The 14,671-nt window shown below is 69.5% G+C and carries 15 protein-coding genes and 1 tRNA gene; 11 read left to right on the top strand and 5 right to left on the bottom strand.

From position 1 onward, the window contains the following. The first annotated feature begins 265 nt into the window (after positions 1-265). From FG385_RS25560 to FG385_RS25550, 3 genes are all read left to right on the top strand, one after another. On the top strand, positions 266-694 hold the full coding sequence (locus tag FG385_RS25560) for a DUF3052 domain-containing protein (RefSeq protein WP_139099336.1): 429 nt from the start codon (positions 266-268) through the stop codon (positions 692-694). A gap of 54 nt (positions 695-748) precedes the next feature. Beyond that, on the top strand, positions 749-1,213 hold the full coding sequence (locus tag FG385_RS25555) for a peroxiredoxin (RefSeq protein ID WP_139099335.1): 465 nt from the start codon (positions 749-751) through the stop codon (positions 1,211-1,213). 41 nt (positions 1,214-1,254) lie between these two features. Beyond that, positions 1,255-1,326, top strand: a tRNA-Val gene (locus FG385_RS25550). Between the two features lie 90 nt (positions 1,327-1,416). Here FG385_RS25550 and FG385_RS25545 read toward each other — a convergent pair. Then, a complete protein-coding gene (locus FG385_RS25545; RefSeq protein WP_139099334.1) occupies positions 1,417-1,836 on the bottom strand; it encodes a GlcG/HbpS family heme-binding protein in 420 nt (139 codons plus the stop codon). A 93-nt stretch (positions 1,837-1,929) separates the two neighbouring features. On the opposite strand from FG385_RS25545, the gene FG385_RS25540 reads away from it, so the two are divergent. After that, complete coding sequence (locus FG385_RS25540) at positions 1,930-2,361, top strand: MarR family winged helix-turn-helix transcriptional regulator (protein ID WP_235022789.1); 432 nt, start codon at positions 1,930-1,932, stop codon at positions 2,359-2,361. 99 nt (positions 2,362-2,460) lie between these two features. Here FG385_RS25540 and FG385_RS25535 read toward each other — a convergent pair whose 3' ends face one another. Together FG385_RS25535 and FG385_RS25530 are read right to left on the bottom strand one after the other, a co-directional pair. Next, positions 2,461-3,660: a MalY/PatB family protein gene (locus tag FG385_RS25535; RefSeq protein WP_139099333.1), complete on the bottom strand. Its 1,200-nt coding sequence runs from the start codon at positions 3,658-3,660 to the stop codon at positions 2,461-2,463. Between the two features lies 1 nt (position 3,661). Next, the gene (locus FG385_RS25530) at positions 3,662-4,480 is read right to left on the bottom strand and encodes a helix-turn-helix transcriptional regulator (protein ID WP_200834644.1); all 819 of its coding nucleotides are present in this window, start codon (positions 4,478-4,480) and stop codon (positions 3,662-3,664) included. A gap of 301 nt (positions 4,481-4,781) precedes the next feature. Here FG385_RS25530 and FG385_RS25525 point away from each other — a divergent pair, with 301 nt between their 5' ends. From FG385_RS25525 to FG385_RS25495, 7 genes are read left to right on the top strand one after another with little or no spacing between them, the layout of a single operon-like run. Further along, positions 4,782-6,452, top strand: a complete 1,671-nt coding sequence (locus FG385_RS25525) for an ABC transporter substrate-binding protein (protein ID WP_160148879.1) — start codon at positions 4,782-4,784, stop codon at positions 6,450-6,452. Between the two features lie 25 nt (positions 6,453-6,477). After that, the gene (locus tag FG385_RS25520) at positions 6,478-7,413 is read left to right on the top strand and encodes an ABC transporter permease (RefSeq protein WP_139099331.1); all 936 of its coding nucleotides are present in this window, start codon (positions 6,478-6,480) and stop codon (positions 7,411-7,413) included. 32 nt (positions 7,414-7,445) lie between these two features. Further along, positions 7,446-8,687, top strand: a complete 1,242-nt coding sequence (locus FG385_RS25515) for a metal-dependent hydrolase family protein (RefSeq protein WP_200834643.1) — start codon at positions 7,446-7,448, stop codon at positions 8,685-8,687. Further along, entirely contained in the window at positions 8,684-9,535 is an 852-nt protein-coding gene (locus FG385_RS25510) for an ABC transporter permease (protein ID WP_139099330.1), read from the top strand. The genes FG385_RS25515 and FG385_RS25510 overlap by 4 nt, the downstream gene beginning before the upstream one ends. Positions 9,536-9,539: 4 nt before the next feature. Next, the gene (locus tag FG385_RS25505) at positions 9,540-10,562 is read left to right on the top strand and encodes an ABC transporter ATP-binding protein (protein WP_139099329.1); all 1,023 of its coding nucleotides are present in this window, start codon (positions 9,540-9,542) and stop codon (positions 10,560-10,562) included. Further along, positions 10,559-11,533 (top strand): ABC transporter ATP-binding protein, encoded by a 975-nt coding sequence (locus FG385_RS25500; protein WP_139099328.1) that lies wholly within the window; start codon positions 10,559-10,561, stop codon positions 11,531-11,533. The genes FG385_RS25505 and FG385_RS25500 overlap by 4 nt, the downstream gene beginning before the upstream one ends. Before the next feature lie 16 nt (positions 11,534-11,549). Further along, complete coding sequence (locus FG385_RS25495; RefSeq protein ID WP_200834648.1) at positions 11,550-12,818, top strand: MFS transporter; 1,269 nt, start codon at positions 11,550-11,552, stop codon at positions 12,816-12,818. Between the two features lie 59 nt (positions 12,819-12,877). Here FG385_RS25495 and FG385_RS25490 read toward each other — a convergent pair whose 3' ends face one another. Both FG385_RS25490 and FG385_RS25485 read right to left on the bottom strand, forming a co-directional pair. Beyond that, the gene (locus tag FG385_RS25490) at positions 12,878-14,047 is read right to left on the bottom strand and encodes a hypothetical protein (protein ID WP_139099326.1); all 1,170 of its coding nucleotides are present in this window, start codon (positions 14,045-14,047) and stop codon (positions 12,878-12,880) included. Then, entirely contained in the window at positions 14,044-14,619 is a 576-nt protein-coding gene (locus FG385_RS25485; RefSeq protein ID WP_139099378.1) for an RNA polymerase sigma factor, read from the bottom strand. The genes FG385_RS25490 and FG385_RS25485 overlap by 4 nt, the downstream gene beginning before the upstream one ends. Between the last annotated feature and the right edge of the window lie 52 nt (positions 14,620-14,671).

The raw sequence follows: 14,671 nt of genomic DNA, 5'->3' as shown, positions 1-14,671 counted from the left end.
CTGTCCCGCGGCCGGATTCGCGAATACCGCACGCGCACGCGCGCGCGAGACATCTCCACCCTAGGTCACGCGGATCGACCGCGGCGAAATGCGGTGCGGAAGGGGCGTCCGGCGAGGTCAGCGGCCCCTGGGGCGGGGAACGAGTTGGCACAGATCCGGTGTGGACGGTTGCGCCGCGGGCCGCGGGCGTGTTCGCTAACCCCATCCCGTGTATCCGAGTGACCGGATCGTCCGGTCGCCCGTCGTAGTTGGAGGAGTGAAAGCAGTGGTCGCCGCTGGAGACGCTGACTACAACAGCGTCGCCGAGAGGCTTGGCATCAAGCCGGACATGGTGGTTCAGGAGATCGGATGGGACGAGGACGTCGATGACGACCTCCGCGTGGCGATCGAAGAACATATCGGTGGCGAGCTCCTCGACGAGGACGCCGACGAGGTCATCGACGTCGTGCTGCTGTGGTGGCGGCAGGACGACGGCGACCTGGTCGACGCGATCATGGACGCCCGCGCACCCCTCGACGAGAGCGGCGTCATCTGGGTGCTGACGCCCAAGACGGGACAACCCGGACATGTCGAGCCGAGCGATATCGCGGAGGCGGTGCCGACGGTCGGGCTCGCGCAGACGTCCAACATCAGCGTCGGGCCGAACTGGGCGGGTACGAAACTCGTCTCACCGAAGTCGAAGTCGAAGCGCTGACCGGTAAGGTTGGAGCTCGCAGGCAGGCGACGCGCGACGCGAGAGGTGTCCCAGATGGCGGTCGAGATCGGTTCGAAGGCCCCGGATTTCAGGCTCAACGACTACAACAAGCAATCCGTGACCCTGTCGTCGTTCCAGAACGACAAGCCCGTGCTGCTCGTGTTCTACCCGTTCGCGTTCAGCGGGATCTGCACCGGTGAGCTGTGCCAGCTGCGCGACGAGTTCGCCGAATACGACGGCAATGGCGTGCAGGTACTCGGTGTGTCGGTCGACACACCGTTCTCGCTCAAGGCTTGGGCCGAGCAGCAGGGTTACCAGTTCCCGCTGCTGTCGGACTTCTGGCCGCACGGCGAGGTCGCGAAGCTCTACGGTGTGTTCAACGAGGCCGCGGGGCTTGCCGTCCGCGGTACGTTCCTGATCGACAAGGCCGGGGTCGTCCGGTTCGCCGAGGTCAACCAGCCCGGTGAAGCGCGCGACCAGGAAGCCTGGAAGAAGGCCGTGGCCGAACTGGCCGGCTGAATTTCGCTTGCCCCGGCGGCGCGTGCCGCCGCCGGGACGAGGGGCGCATAGCTCAGCGGAAGAGCACCTCCCTTACAAGGAGGGGGTCGCAGGTTCGAACCCTGCTGCGCCCACAAGTGAATGGCTCGCAACATCGACTACCCCGCCGCGGGCATTCACAACTACCGGCGTGGCATGCCGTTCGGCCGGCTGCTGGTGCCAAGCTATGCCGGCACCGAGGGCGAAAGTGAACCGAGCCCGGCCTCGGCGCACGCGTCATCTTGGTCGGGCGAGGCTCCACTGACTGCAATTGCACCGGCAACGGCATCGCCGCGCCGTATCAGCCGCGAGCCCGCGCCCGCCATGATGGGCGTTCCGGCTATCTGATCTATCTGCGCGAACTGCGCGGGCCACGCCTGCTGGAAACTCATCAACTCCCGGCCGTCGCGGTGGAACAGCGCGACACTGGACGCCTTCACTGGGGCGACGCGCGCCGACAGCGGAGACGCGCCGTCCATGCGATCAAGAACCTGCAGGTGCCCGCCATCGTCAACAATCGCGACGGTGACCTGGGCGCCAATTCTGGCAGCGTGTGCACACACGCGTGCGCTGACGGCTCGCGCTTCGTCCAAAGTCAGCGACATCTGTCCACTCCTTCTTTCTTGGTCGCACCAAGCTTGGTGTGACCAAGAATAACACAAGCTTGGTGTGACCAAGGGATTGGCTAGACTGGGTGCATGGAGCTGGAGGAAACGCCCACCCGCCTGCGCAGCAAACCGAGCTGGCTGATCAACAAGGCGGCCGCGCGGGGGCACCGGCTCATCAACGACGCGATGACCGCTATCGGCGGGCGCGCCTACCACTTCGCGATACTCGCCGCGCTTGACGAGTTCGGCCCCGACAGTCAGGTACGGATCGGCCAGCGGTGCGGAATCGACCAGAGCGACATGCACACCATGCTCAGTGAGCTGACCAGTCAAGGCCACGTCGCGCGCGCTCCGGACCCCAGCGACCGCCGCCGCAACCTGATCACCATGACCCCATCAGGAAAACGACGGCTAACGGAACTGGACGCAACACTCTCCGCCGTTCAGGCTGACCTGCTCCGCGCCTTGCCGTCCACCGAACGCGATCGTCTCGCCGCTTTGCTCGTCCGTGTCCTCGGCTAGAACGTGCTACGTGGTGGGAGTGCGGCGTACGCCACGCTCGCGCAGCAGGGCGTTTCAAACAGGACATCAGAAGGTCCACCGTTTTCGGTGGCTGCCGCGTCAACCAGCTTGTGGTTCGACGATCTGGCCGCCGAATCGTTGCGCTGCCTCGGCGATACCGGTCACTAGCCGCTCCAGGATGGGGCGTGGGGTGGCGAAGTTCAACCGGGCGTAGCCGCGGCCCGGCTCACCGCAGGCCGGCCCGTCGACGAGTACGATGCCGGCCCGTTCGTGAAGGATCTCGCCCGGATTGTCGCCCAGACCGAGGGCGCGCAAGTCGAGCCAGGCGAGGTAGGTGCCTTCGGGAATCCGGTAACCCACCCCGGGTAGGTGCTCGGCCAGCAAGGAGGCCAGTGCGTACCGGTTCTGGTCGAGGTAGCCGATCACATCGTCGAGCCATTGCCCGCCGGAGGTGAACGCGGCGGTGTTGGCCACCACGCCAAGGTTGCTCGCGCCGTGTGTGGCGAACGGGCCGGCGTCCGCGAGAGTCCGCGCGTCGGCCTCGCTGGTGATGATCAGTTGCGCGCATTTCAGCCCGGGCAGGTTCCACGCCTTCGAGGCGGAGGTGGCGGTCACGGTGTGCGCGGCCGTGGTCTCCGACAGGGACGCGTACGGCACGTGGGTGTGCCCGGGATAGGTGAGCGGCGCGTGGATCTCGTCGGAGAACACGCGACCACCGTGCCGGTCGACGACCTCGGCCAGCGCCGTCAGCTCCGCCGCGGTGAACACCCGGCCGAGCGGGTTGTACGGGTTGCACAGGATGAGCAGGTCGCCGCCGGCGCGGTAGGCCGCGTCGATCCCGTCGAGGTCGAACACGTGACGCTGCCCATCCAGCGCCATGGGCACCTGGATGATCTCCCGGCCGAGCAGCCCGGGCACGGTCAGAAACGGCATGTACGCCGGGGTGGTCAGGATGACCGGGCTGCCCGGACGGGAGAAGTGCTCGATCGCGATTTCCAGCGCCTTGATCACGTCGGGGATCGGATGGACGTCCTCGGGCGGGACTCGCCAGCCGTACCGGCGCGATTGCCATTCCGCGCACGCCTGCGACATCGCGTCGGCCATAGCGGGGGGCAGGTACCCGAAGTTCATGGTGTCCACGGCCGCGTGCAGCGCCTGCAGGATCGGCGGTGCGGTCCCGAAATCCATCTCCGCGACGAAGGCGGCCAGCGAGTCCTCGCCGTACCTCGTCCACTTGAGACTGCCCCGGGCCCGGAGCAGGTCCGGGGTCAGCGCGTCGAACGCCGCCGCTTGGTTCACCTCAGCCGTCCTTCCGTCTTGCCGGCTTCCCAGCAGCGCCCCGGTCCGCGGAATCGGGAATCTGGCCGGCGATTTCGTTGAGGTAGTTGTAGATCGTGAACCGGGTGACCGACAATGCCGTCGCGACCATCTCGACGGCGTCCTTGAGCAGGAACATGCCGCGTTCGCGCAGCTGCTCCACCACCCGCATCTTGTGTTCCTTGCGCATCAGTTCGACGGGCAGCCCGACCTCGGCGATCGTCCGTTCGATCAGGATCGCGGCGAGCTCGTCCACGTCGTGCACGAACGCCTCAGTGCTCGCCTTCGGCCCCTGGTACCGCGGGGAAGCCACGCGTGGGGCGTCCGATGTGGACGCCTCGGCGCCGGGGGCCGATGTCGTCTCACCGGCCATGGACTCCGCGATGCGCCGTACCGTTTCCCAGGCCGAGACGTCTGTGTTGATGCACAGCGCGGCGGCCGGGGTGCCAGCCACATCCTTGATGATCATCGTCGAGGAGCGCAGTCGCCTGCCGTCCGGCAGCTTCGTCTCGTAGTCGACCAGATGGCCTTCCGCGCCGCGCATGAGGTGTTCCAGCAACAGGTCCGTCGCGGGATCGCCGACGCTGCGGCCCGTCACGTCGCCGTGCACGGCGACGATCGAGTTGGGCAACATGCTCAGGTCATGGAGCACGACTTCGCTGTTCGGTGGCAACGACCGGCCGATGGGCTCCACCAGGCTCGCGAAGACCGCGAGCAGCCGCTCGCCATCGACGCTCCGCGCGGGGATGCCGCCGGCCGCCTCGCGTCGTCGAGAGGTCGTGCGCCCTGCCGCTGCGCTCACTGATCGTCCTTCCTATCACCCGTCGGGATGGTGCTGAGCGTAGCGCTTGAATTCAACGGCAAGTTGAACCGGGTTCAGCGCGCTGCTTCGAACGGACCCTCGCGCGTACCGTCCGCTCCCAACGCTGACACCGAGATTGGCTTGAAGCAAGGGAAATCGCAATGTTGCGAGATCTTGTAACACTGGGGCCCCAGTATTTCGGCGATGTCAACTGTCTGTTGCAGGCTTCAACCATGCATTGACCATGTCAACGCAGGTTTTTAGCTTGACTCCATCAGGTGACACTGGAAAGGCACCCGGAATGAGACTGAACCCCCACGCCCTCACTCCACTCCGGCGCCGCACCCGCCGATGGCGAACCGCGCTCGCCTGCGGCCTGATCCCGATCATGGCCGCGGCCTGCAGCGGGGCGACCGGCGCGGCAGGCCCGGTCGGTCCACCCAAGCCCGGCGGCAGCCTTACCGTCGCCATCGACACCGGTATCACCGGGCTCGATCCGAACGTGGCCGCCTCGGCGCAGGAAGCACGCGTTCTGCGCCAGCTCTACGACAGCCTTGTGGCCACCACTCCCGACGGCACGAAACAGGTGCCGTGGCTGGCCAGTGCGTGGACGATCAGCCCGGACGGCAAGACCTACACCTTCACCCTGCGCGACGGCGTGACATTCCACGACGGGACGCCGTTCGACGCCGGCGCGGTCTGCTTCAACCTCGACCGGATCGCGGACCCGTCGACGGGCTCGGTGTTCGCGATCGGCGCCATCGGGCCCTACAAGTCGTGCGCCGCCACGGCGCCGAACACCGCGGTCGTCACGCTGTCCGCGCCCTACGCGCCGTTTCTCGCGAACCTGAGCTCGCCGTTCCTCGGCATGGTCTCGCCCACCGCCGTCCGCGCCGAGGGGGCGCAGGCTTTCCGGCTCAAACCCGTCGGCACCGGGCCGTACAAGTTCGTCTCCTACACGACCAATGACCGGATCGTGCTGGCGCGCAACGACTCCTACGCCTGGGGCCCGGCCGGCGCCGGCCACAGTGGACCGGCCTATTTGGACACGCTGACCTTCCAGATCATTCCCGACGCGACCGTGCGGATGGGGTCCCTGCGCAGCGGTGCGGTGCAGATGGTCGGCAACGTGCCGGAGACCCAGGTCTCCGCCGTCCAGAACGACAGCACACTGCACTTCTACAAGCAGAACCAGTCCGGCTCGCCGTTCCAGCTGCATTTCAACACGGCCAAGGCTCCTTGGGGCGATCCGGCGCTGCGGCGGGCGATCAGGTCGGGCTTCGACGTCGCCTCCGCCGTGAAGTCGCTCTACTTCGGGGTTTACGACCGCGCCTGGTCCCCGCTCTCACCGAGTACGTCCGGCTACGACCGGACCGTCGAGAACAGCTGGCAGTTCAACGCGAACGCCGCTCGCTCGGCACTCGACGCGCTCGGCTGGGTACCCGGTGCGGACGGGATACGCCAGCGGGACGGGCAGCGCCTGAGCATCACCTACCTCGAGGCCTCGCCGAACCGCGAGAAACGGCAGGACATCGCGGAGTTCTTCAAGCAGAACATGAAGGACATCGGGGTCGAGGTCACCGTCAAGCTCGTCCAGACGGCGCCGTTGCAGGCGGCGATCCAAGCCGGCGACTACGACATCGTCGGGCTGAGCCTGGTGAACATCGATCCGAACGTGCTCTACTCCGTCTACTCCTCGAAGTTCGTACCCAAGCCGCAGGCGCTGGGCTTCAACATGGCGCGGGTGTCGGATCCGGCGCTGGACGGCGAGCTGCTCGCCGCTCAGCAGGACCTCGACCGGACCTCCCGGATGGCCAAGTACTCGGCCTTGCAGAAGGAGATCACCCAGGATGCCTTCAGCATCCCCGTGTACGTCCCGACCTATACGGCGGCGACGGGCGCCGGCGTAGCGGGCCTTCGGTTCGACGCCGAGGGCTACCCGATCTTCTACGACACCTACCTGGCGAGTTAGCGAGTCTCCACATCGGAGGGACAAAGTGACCTACGCGCTCGTGAAACGGGTCCTGATCGCCATCCCCACCCTGATCGGGGTCACCGTCATCCTGTTCATCACACTGCGGCTGCTTCCTGGCGACCCGGTCTCGGTGCTGCTCGGCTCCTCGCCGAGCACACCGCAGGTCGCGGCGAGCCTGCGCCAGCAGTTCGGCCTCGACCAGCCGTTGTGGCAGCAGTACCTCAGCTTCGTCAAGGACGCGGTGACCTTGGACCTCGGCACCTCGTATTCGACCCGGCAACCCGTGACGCAGGTGATCGGGCAGCAGATCTGGCCCACGTTGCAGCTCGCACTGTGCGCGGCCGCGGTCTCGGCGGTCGCCGGGATCCTGCTCGGCTCGCTGTCCGCGATCTTCCGGAACTCCTGGCTGGACGGCATGATCCGGGTGCTGAGCCTGATCAGCACCGCGATGCCCTCGTTCTGGGTGGGGCTGTTGCTGATCATGCTGTTCTCGTTCACGCTGCACCTGTTCCCCGCGACCGGAAGCGCGGGCGCGGCGTCGCTGGTCCTGCCGAGCGTCACGCTGGGGCTGTCGGCGGCCGGCGTGGTGACCAGGCTGGTCCGCAACAGCATCATCGAAGTACTCGGCGAGAACTTCGTGACCGCCTTGCACGCCAAGGGTTTGCGTACCCGGGTCGTGGTCGGCAAGCACGTCCTGCGCAACGCGGTGATCCCCACCATCACGATCATCGGCTTCCAGCTCGGCGCGCTGCTCGCCGGTGCCGTGATCGTGGAGACCGTGTTCGCGCGGCGCGGCCTCGGCCAGACGCTCGTGCAAGCCATCCAGGGACAGGACTACCCGGTCATTCAGGGCGTCGTCCTGGTGATCGCGGCGATCTACCTGCTCATCAACATCGTCGTCGACGTCTCCTACGCCTATGTCGACCCGCGGGTCCGGGTGGCGATCGGCAAGAGCTGAGGTGCTGCCTCGGTGCCGGAAGGGAATCGATCATGAAGTTCTACACGGCGAACCGGGTGCTGACCGGTGAGCAGGGCGAGGTCCACGCCGGCGCGGGTGTGCTCGTCGACGGTGACACCATCGCCTGGGTCGGTCCGGCCGCCGAGCTGCCACCGGACTACGGGGCGGTCGAGCGGGTGGAGCTCGGTGATCTCACCCTGCTGCCCGGACTGATCGACAGCCACGTGCATCTCGGGTTCGACGGCGGGCCCGCGCCGGTCGAGCGGATGAAGGCCGAAAGCGACCCGCAGCAGCTCGTGCTCATGTTGCGCAGCGCGCGCGAGTTGCTCAGCGTGGGCGTCACGACCGCGCGCGACCTCGGTGCGCGGTCCTTTCTGGACGTGGTGGTGCGTGATGCCATCGACACGGGTATCGCCCGCGGCCCGCGCATGGTGACCGCCGGGCGGCCGCTCACCGTCACCGGCGGGCACTGCTGGTTCATGGGCGGCGAATGTGACACCGACGACGAGGTGCGGCGGATGGTCCGGCTGCACCACAAGATGGGCGTGGACCTGATCAAGGTCATGTCCACCGGCGGATTCATGACGGCCGGTTCGGCGCCGTGGTTCGCGCAGTTCACCGACGGCCAGCTCGCGGCGGCGGTCGGCGAGGCACATCGCCTCGGCAAGCGGGTCGCCGCGCACGCGCACGGGGTGGAAGGCATCCGCCGCGCGCTGGACGCGGGCGTGGACACCCTCGAACACTGCTCGTTCGTACTGCCGGACGGCCGGATGTCGGTCGACGACGAACTCGTGGCACGGATCGTCGCGAGCGGTGCCTACGTCTGCCCGACCGTGAACACGCGGTATGCGGAGTTCCTCGCCACCCGCGGCGAGGATTTCAAACCCTCGCTGCCGGTACTGCACGAACGTGGCGCGAAGATCATCGCGGGCACGGACGCCGGGATCGACAACGTGCCCCACTACGCCTACGTGGCGGGGCTCGAAGCGCTCGCGATGGTCGGCCTGCCGGCGGACCAGGTGCTGTACGCGGCGACCGCGCGGGCCGCCGAGGCGCTCGGGCTCGGCGAGGTCACCGGGCGGCTGCGTCCCGGGCTGTCGGCTGACCTGATCGCCGTCGAGGGTGACCCGCTCGCCGATATCTCGGCCCTGCACTCGCTGCGCCTTGTCGTCGCGCGGGGGACCCCGTTCCAGCCGGATCCGGTCGGCGAGGCCGCCCTCCCCGCACCGCCGGCGCCCACCGGTCTCGCCATGGCGAAGGCGGTCAGCCGATGACCGCCGTCACCGCGACGTTGCCGCGGCGCCGGGTACCGCCGTGGCTGTCGTCGAACCGGATCATGCTCTGCGTCGCCGGGGTGATCGTGCTGCTCACGCTTGCTGCGGCGCTGGTTCCCGGCGTGCTGGCACCGGGGGATCCCGCCGCGCTGCATCCGGACCAGGTGCTGCGGGGTCCCGGGCAGGGGACGCTGCTCGGCACGGACCAGTACGGCCGCAGCGTGCTGGCGCTCCTCGTGCACGGCGCCCGCACCGCCGTGGTGATCGGGTTGTCTTCGGTGGCGCTGGCCGCGACGGCCGGCACCGTACTGGGCCTGCTCGCCGGCTACCTCGGCGGCATCGTGGACTCCGCGCTCGGCAGGCTCGTCGACATTCTCATGTGCTTCCCCGGAGTCCTGCTCGCGCTGGTGATCACCGCCGGGCTCGGGGCGAGCAGGCTCAACCTGGTCCTGGGCGTCGCGGTCGCCACGATGCCGGTGTTCGCCCGTGTCATGCGGGGCCAGGTGATGGCGGTGCGCGGCCGCCTGTTCGTGCAGGCCGCGCGCGCGACCGGGCTGCGGCGCACCCGGGTGCTACTGCGGCATGTGCTGCCCAACGCGATCGCGCCGGTGGTCGTGCTGGCCACCGTGTCGGTGGGCACGTCGATCGTGCTCGCCGCGTCGTTGTCGTTCCTCGGGCTCGGACCGAGCAGCGACGTGCCGGACTGGGGACAGCTGCTGTCCTCGGGACAGCCGTACCTCGCGAACGCCTGGTGGGTCTCGACCTTTCCCGGGCTCGCGCTGACCTTGGTGGTGATCAGCGTCAGCCTGCTCGGCGACTGGCTGCGCGACCGGATGGACCGGGAGTGAACCGATGACGGCATCGACACAGGTGAGCGCCACGGAGCCGGCGCCGGACCGCGCCGGGCCATTGCTGACGCTAGACGGAGTGCGGGTCACCCTGCGCGGGTCCGGTGTCGACCTCGTGCGCGACGCGACCTTGGACGTCGGCGCGGGAGAGACGGTGTGCCTCGTCGGCGAGTCGGGCAGCGGCAAGAGCGTGACGGCGCGGACGATCCTGGGGCTGACCCGGCGCGACCCGGCTTTCGCCGTGCAGGGCCGCATCACCTTGGCAGGGCGGAACCTCGCCGAGGCCGGCGACGGCGAGCTGCGCCGGCTGCGCGGCCGGGAAATGGCGATGGTCTTCCAGGAGCCACTGTCCGCTTTGGATCCCGTGTTCACGGTGGCGGCCCAGCTGTCCGAGGCTCTGCGCCGCGAGGGCCGGAGCAGCAGGCGGGCCGAGCGCGCGCGGATGCGCGAACTGCTGGGCGAGGTCGGTATCTCCGACGCCGGCCGGGTGCTGCGCAGCTACCCGTACCAGCTCTCCGGCGGGATGTGCCAGCGGGTGATGATCGCCATGGCGCTGGCCTGCTCGCCGAAACTGCTGATCGCCGACGAACCGACCACGGCGCTCGACGTGACCGTGCAGGCCCAGATCCTCGACCTGATCGACCGGTTGCGGTCGGACACCGGCATGTCCGTCCTGCTGGTGACGCACGATCTCGGGGTCGCCGCCGAGGTCGCCGACCGAGTCGCGGTCATGTACGCGGGACGCGTCGTCGAGGTCGGCGAGCCCGCGCAGATCTTCGGCGGACCGCGGCATCCCTACACCGCCGGGCTGCTCGCGTGTATCCCGCCGCTGGAAGGTGAACGACCGGGCCGGTTGCCCGATATCCCCGGCGGGGTCCCGGAACCAGGGCGCCTGCCGGCGGGATGTGCGTTCCAGCCGCGTTGCGCCCGCGCACTCGACCGCTGCGGTACCGAGGACCCGCCGCTGGTGACCGCCGGCCCGGTGCCCACCGCCTGCTGGAACCCCCAGGACGGAGACCGGTCATGACCCTGCTGATGCGGCTGGACGGTGTGTCACGGCACTACAAGGTGCGCAGCAGCCCCAACCCGTTCCAGCGCCCCGCCGTGGTCCGCGCCGTCGACGGTGTGTCGCTCGGCCTGACCGCCGGTGAGACGTTCGGACTGGTCGGCGAGTCGGGCTCCGGCAAGTCGACGCTGGGCCGGCTGGCGTTGCGGCTGGAGGATCCGACGGCGGGACGCGTGTACTTCGACGGCCGCGACGTCACGGGCCTGCGCGGCGAACAGCTGCGCCGGCTGCGCGCGCAGATGCAGGCGGTGTTCCAGGATCCGCTCGGCTCGCTCAACGCGAGGATGCGCGTCGGGCAGATCGTGGCCGAGCCGTTGCGGGTCTTCCACCGGATGCGCGGCGACGAGTTGCGCGACCGGGTTGCGGAACTGCTCAGCGCGGTCGGGCTGGATGGCGCGAAGGCCACCGCGTTTCCCCGCTCGCTGTCCGGCGGGCAGCGGCAGCGCGTGGGGATCGCCCGCGCGATCGCGGTGAATCCGCGGCTCGTCCTGGCCGACGAACCCGTGTCCGCACTCGACGTCTCGGTGCAGGCGCAGGTGGTGAACCTGCTGGCCGACCTGCGAGAGCGGCTCGGGCTGACGTACCTGTTCATCGGGCACGGCCTCCCGGTGGTACGCCAGATCTCGCACCGCGTCGGGGTGATGTATCTCGGGCGGCTCGTGGAAGTCGCCGAGACCCGCGCCTTCTTCGAGCGGCCGCGGCACCCCTACTCGCGGGCCCTGCTGGCCGCCGCGCCGGTCCCGGACCCCGCCCGGCGCGGTAACCGGCAGCTGCTGACCGGTGAACCACCGTCACCGACCGATGTGCCGAGCGGATGCCGGTTCCGCAGCCGCTGCCCGGTCGCGAAGGACGTCTGCGCTCGTGTCCCGCCGCCGACGGTCGAGGTCGCGCGCGGACACCTGGTTGAATGTCATTTCCCGCTCGCCGCCTAGAAGGGCCACCCCGACCGTGTCGTCCGAACCCGCCCTCAGCCCGCGGCGCGCCGAAACCGCGGTCGTGCAGCGACGCACCGTCGCCGTGTTGTCCGCCGCCCAGATCCTCGGCGGTCTCGGTGTCGCGGTGGGCGTGGCCGTCGGCGCCCTGATCGCGGCGGATATCGCCGGAACCGACGGCGCCGGCGGGCTCGCGCAGACCTTCAGCGTGCTGGGGGCGGCCGTCGCGGCCGTTCCGCTGGGCCGGCTGTCCCGCCGTCGCGGCAGGCGGGCCGGTTTGGCGACCGGGATGGCGACGGGCGCGGCCGGGGCCGCGGTCGTCGTCCTGGCGTCCGTAGTGCGGTCCCTGCCACTGCTGCTGGGCGGGCTCCTGCTGTTCGGCGCGGCCACCGCGGCCGGACTGCAGGCACGCTACGGCGCGATGGACCTGGCCGCCCCGCGACGGGCGGCCCGCGCGCTGGCGACGGTCGTATGGGCGACCACCGTGGGGTCGGTGCTCGGGCCCAACCTCGCCGAACCCGCCGGCCGGTTCGGCGGTCTGATCGGCCTGCCGCCGCTGGCCGGCCCGTTCTTCATCGCCATGCTGTGCTTCGCGTGCGCGGCAACGGTGCTGGTCATCCTGTTGCGTCCCGATCCCTTGCTGCTGGCGCAGCGGGAGGCGACGCACGATGACCCGGAATCCGCGAAGGCCGGATTCCTCACGACCTTGCGTCTCATCGTGGCGCGTCCGCGGGCCCTGATCGGGTTGGTTGCCGTGGCGTCGTCTCACATGGCGATGGTGTCGGTCATGGTGATGACACCCGTGCACATGCACCACGTGGCGGTGACGCTGACCGTCATCGGGCTGGTGATCAGCGTGCATATCGTTGGGATGTACGGGCTTTCGCCGCTGACCGGATGGCTGGCCGACAGCGTGGGCCGGGTACCGGTCGTCCTCGGCGGAGCGGTGCTGACCGCCGTGGCGGCGGTGGTGAGCGGGGCGGCGCCGGGCGGCAGCGTGGTCCAGTTGGGGATCGGGCTGTTCCTCCTCGGCCTGGGCTGGTCGTGCGGGATCGTCGCGGGCTCCGCGCTGCTGTCGGAATCGATGCCGGCCGCGAGCCGCACGTCCGCGCAGGGGGTGTCGGATCTGGTGATGAACGGCGCCGCCGCGCTCGGTGGATCGGTCGCCGGGGTGGTTGTCGCCCAGGCGTCCTATGCCTCGCTGGGGTTCGGCACGGCGATCCTCATGGCCGCCATCGCGCTGCTGCAAGCCGCCGGGAGCCGAGCCCGTCCCGATCACCGTTGAGGGGTTCGCATCAGCTGGGATCGGCAGGGCACGGGGATACCAGCCGGCGAAGGTACCTGTCACCTCATCGGCACGTAGCCGTTGAACAGGCTCGCGCCGCGCGCGTCGTCCACCTGGACCGAGGTCTCGCCCCTGGCCGGGTCGACGGGTCGGGCCCCCGGCGGGAGCCACATCGCGAACGTTCCATTGAGGACGGTCGGGTACTGGGGCTCTGCCAGGCCGAAGTCGGCCTTCATCGTGGTGGCCGACTGCGGGGTGATGCCCACGAACGGCACCTTCGAACCGACCTGTGGCACCGAAAGTCGCCGCACCGGGATCGACTCGCCGATGTAGGTGTCGACATACAGCACGGTGTGCGGCCGGCCGGGTTCGGTGACGCAGGCGATGGCGTGGCCCGCGTTCCGGCCCAGCACCACCTGGTAGCCGCCGTCTTCGAGCAGCGCGCCGGGCTGGTAGCCATCCGCGCCGGCGAGCGGCGCCGGCAGCGCGGCGAGGCAGGCGCCGAGTGCGTGTCCCTCGCGGGAGCCCCGGTCGCCGGGCCGGTCGACGACGGTGAACAGCGGCGGTGGCGGCGCGGGAAGCTGCACCCGCGGGCCCGGCCGCGTGCGCTGACCCTTGATCGTGTCCCCGGCCCAGAGCATGGTCTTCGCCGGATCGGTCCCGGTGAACAACGCGAACTCCCGGCTTTTCGTCTCGAACAAGGCGGAGGTGATGCCGAGACCGTCCGGCATGGACAGTTCGATGCCGTGCCAGGACGGGTCCGCGATCCCCGCCGCCAGCCCGGTCCCGGTGTAGAGCAGCAGGGCGGTGCGGGTTCCCTTGGCGTAGCTGACTTTCGCGTCCGGGTCCGACAAGGTCACGGTGGTCGCCGTCGTCTCGCAGAACATCGTCTTGCCGCCGGCGGAGAACCCGGTGACGACGTCGTCGCCTTGCGACGCAGTGGAAACCGTCCGCCAGTTCTTACGGTCGGGCAACTGGCCGGCCTTGCCCGCTGCCCGCGCCGCCGCCCAGCACCGGTCGACCGGGCCGCTTGCCGTGCCGAGCGTGCTCGAGTCCGGTCCTGTCCGCAGCAACTGGACGCCCGTCACCCCGCCCGCGACGAGCAGGACGGCGGCTGCCGCCACGAGCCAGCCGCGCCGGGACGGGCGCTCGATCCCGGCGAGGACGTTCTCCCGCAGGCGGGCACGGACCTCGGGCGGCAGTTCGCGGGGTGGGGGCAGGCTGGTCATTTCTCCTCCAGCAGAGCGCGAAGGTGCGCGCGGGCGCGCGACAGGTGGGAGCGGACGGTGACCTCGGCGACCTCGAGCAGCGCGGCCGCGTCGGCCGTCGACAGGTCCCCGAGCAGGCACAGCTCGACGACCTGCCGTTGCGCGCGCGGCAGGTTCCGCACGGCGTCGAGCACGCTGCGCAGCCGGGCCTCCCCGTCGAGTTGTTCGGCGACGCTGTCCGCGTGGTCGGATACCGCACGCGGCTCAGGGAGGCGCCGCAGCAGGCGTAACCGCCGGCTCGCGCCGCGATGTTCGGAGCGCGCAAGGTTGCCCGCGACGGTGTACAGCCATGGCAACGCGCTGTCGTGCACCAAGGTCACGTCGCGGCGTTTCCGCCAGGCGATGAGGAACGTGTTCGACGTCAGGTCCTCGGCCGCGCTCCACGAACCGGTGAGCCGGTAGGCGTGATTCCACACGGCCTGGGCATGGCGCTCGAACAGTTCGGTGAACGCGTGCTGGTCACCGGCCGCCGCGCGGCTCCAGAGCTCACCGTCACCGGCGGCCACCGGCACCCCCAGCCCGGCCTCGTCGATGGTCACACCTGTTAGTGGCCGGCACGCCGCCTAGTGTTGCACCACGCTACTC

The sequence above is a fragment of the Amycolatopsis alkalitolerans genome (genome assembly GCF_006152065.1).
Classification (GTDB): domain Bacteria; phylum Actinomycetota; class Actinomycetes; order Mycobacteriales; family Pseudonocardiaceae; genus Amycolatopsis_E; species Amycolatopsis_E alkalitolerans.
This window is presented reverse-complemented; position numbering and strand designations above follow the sequence as displayed.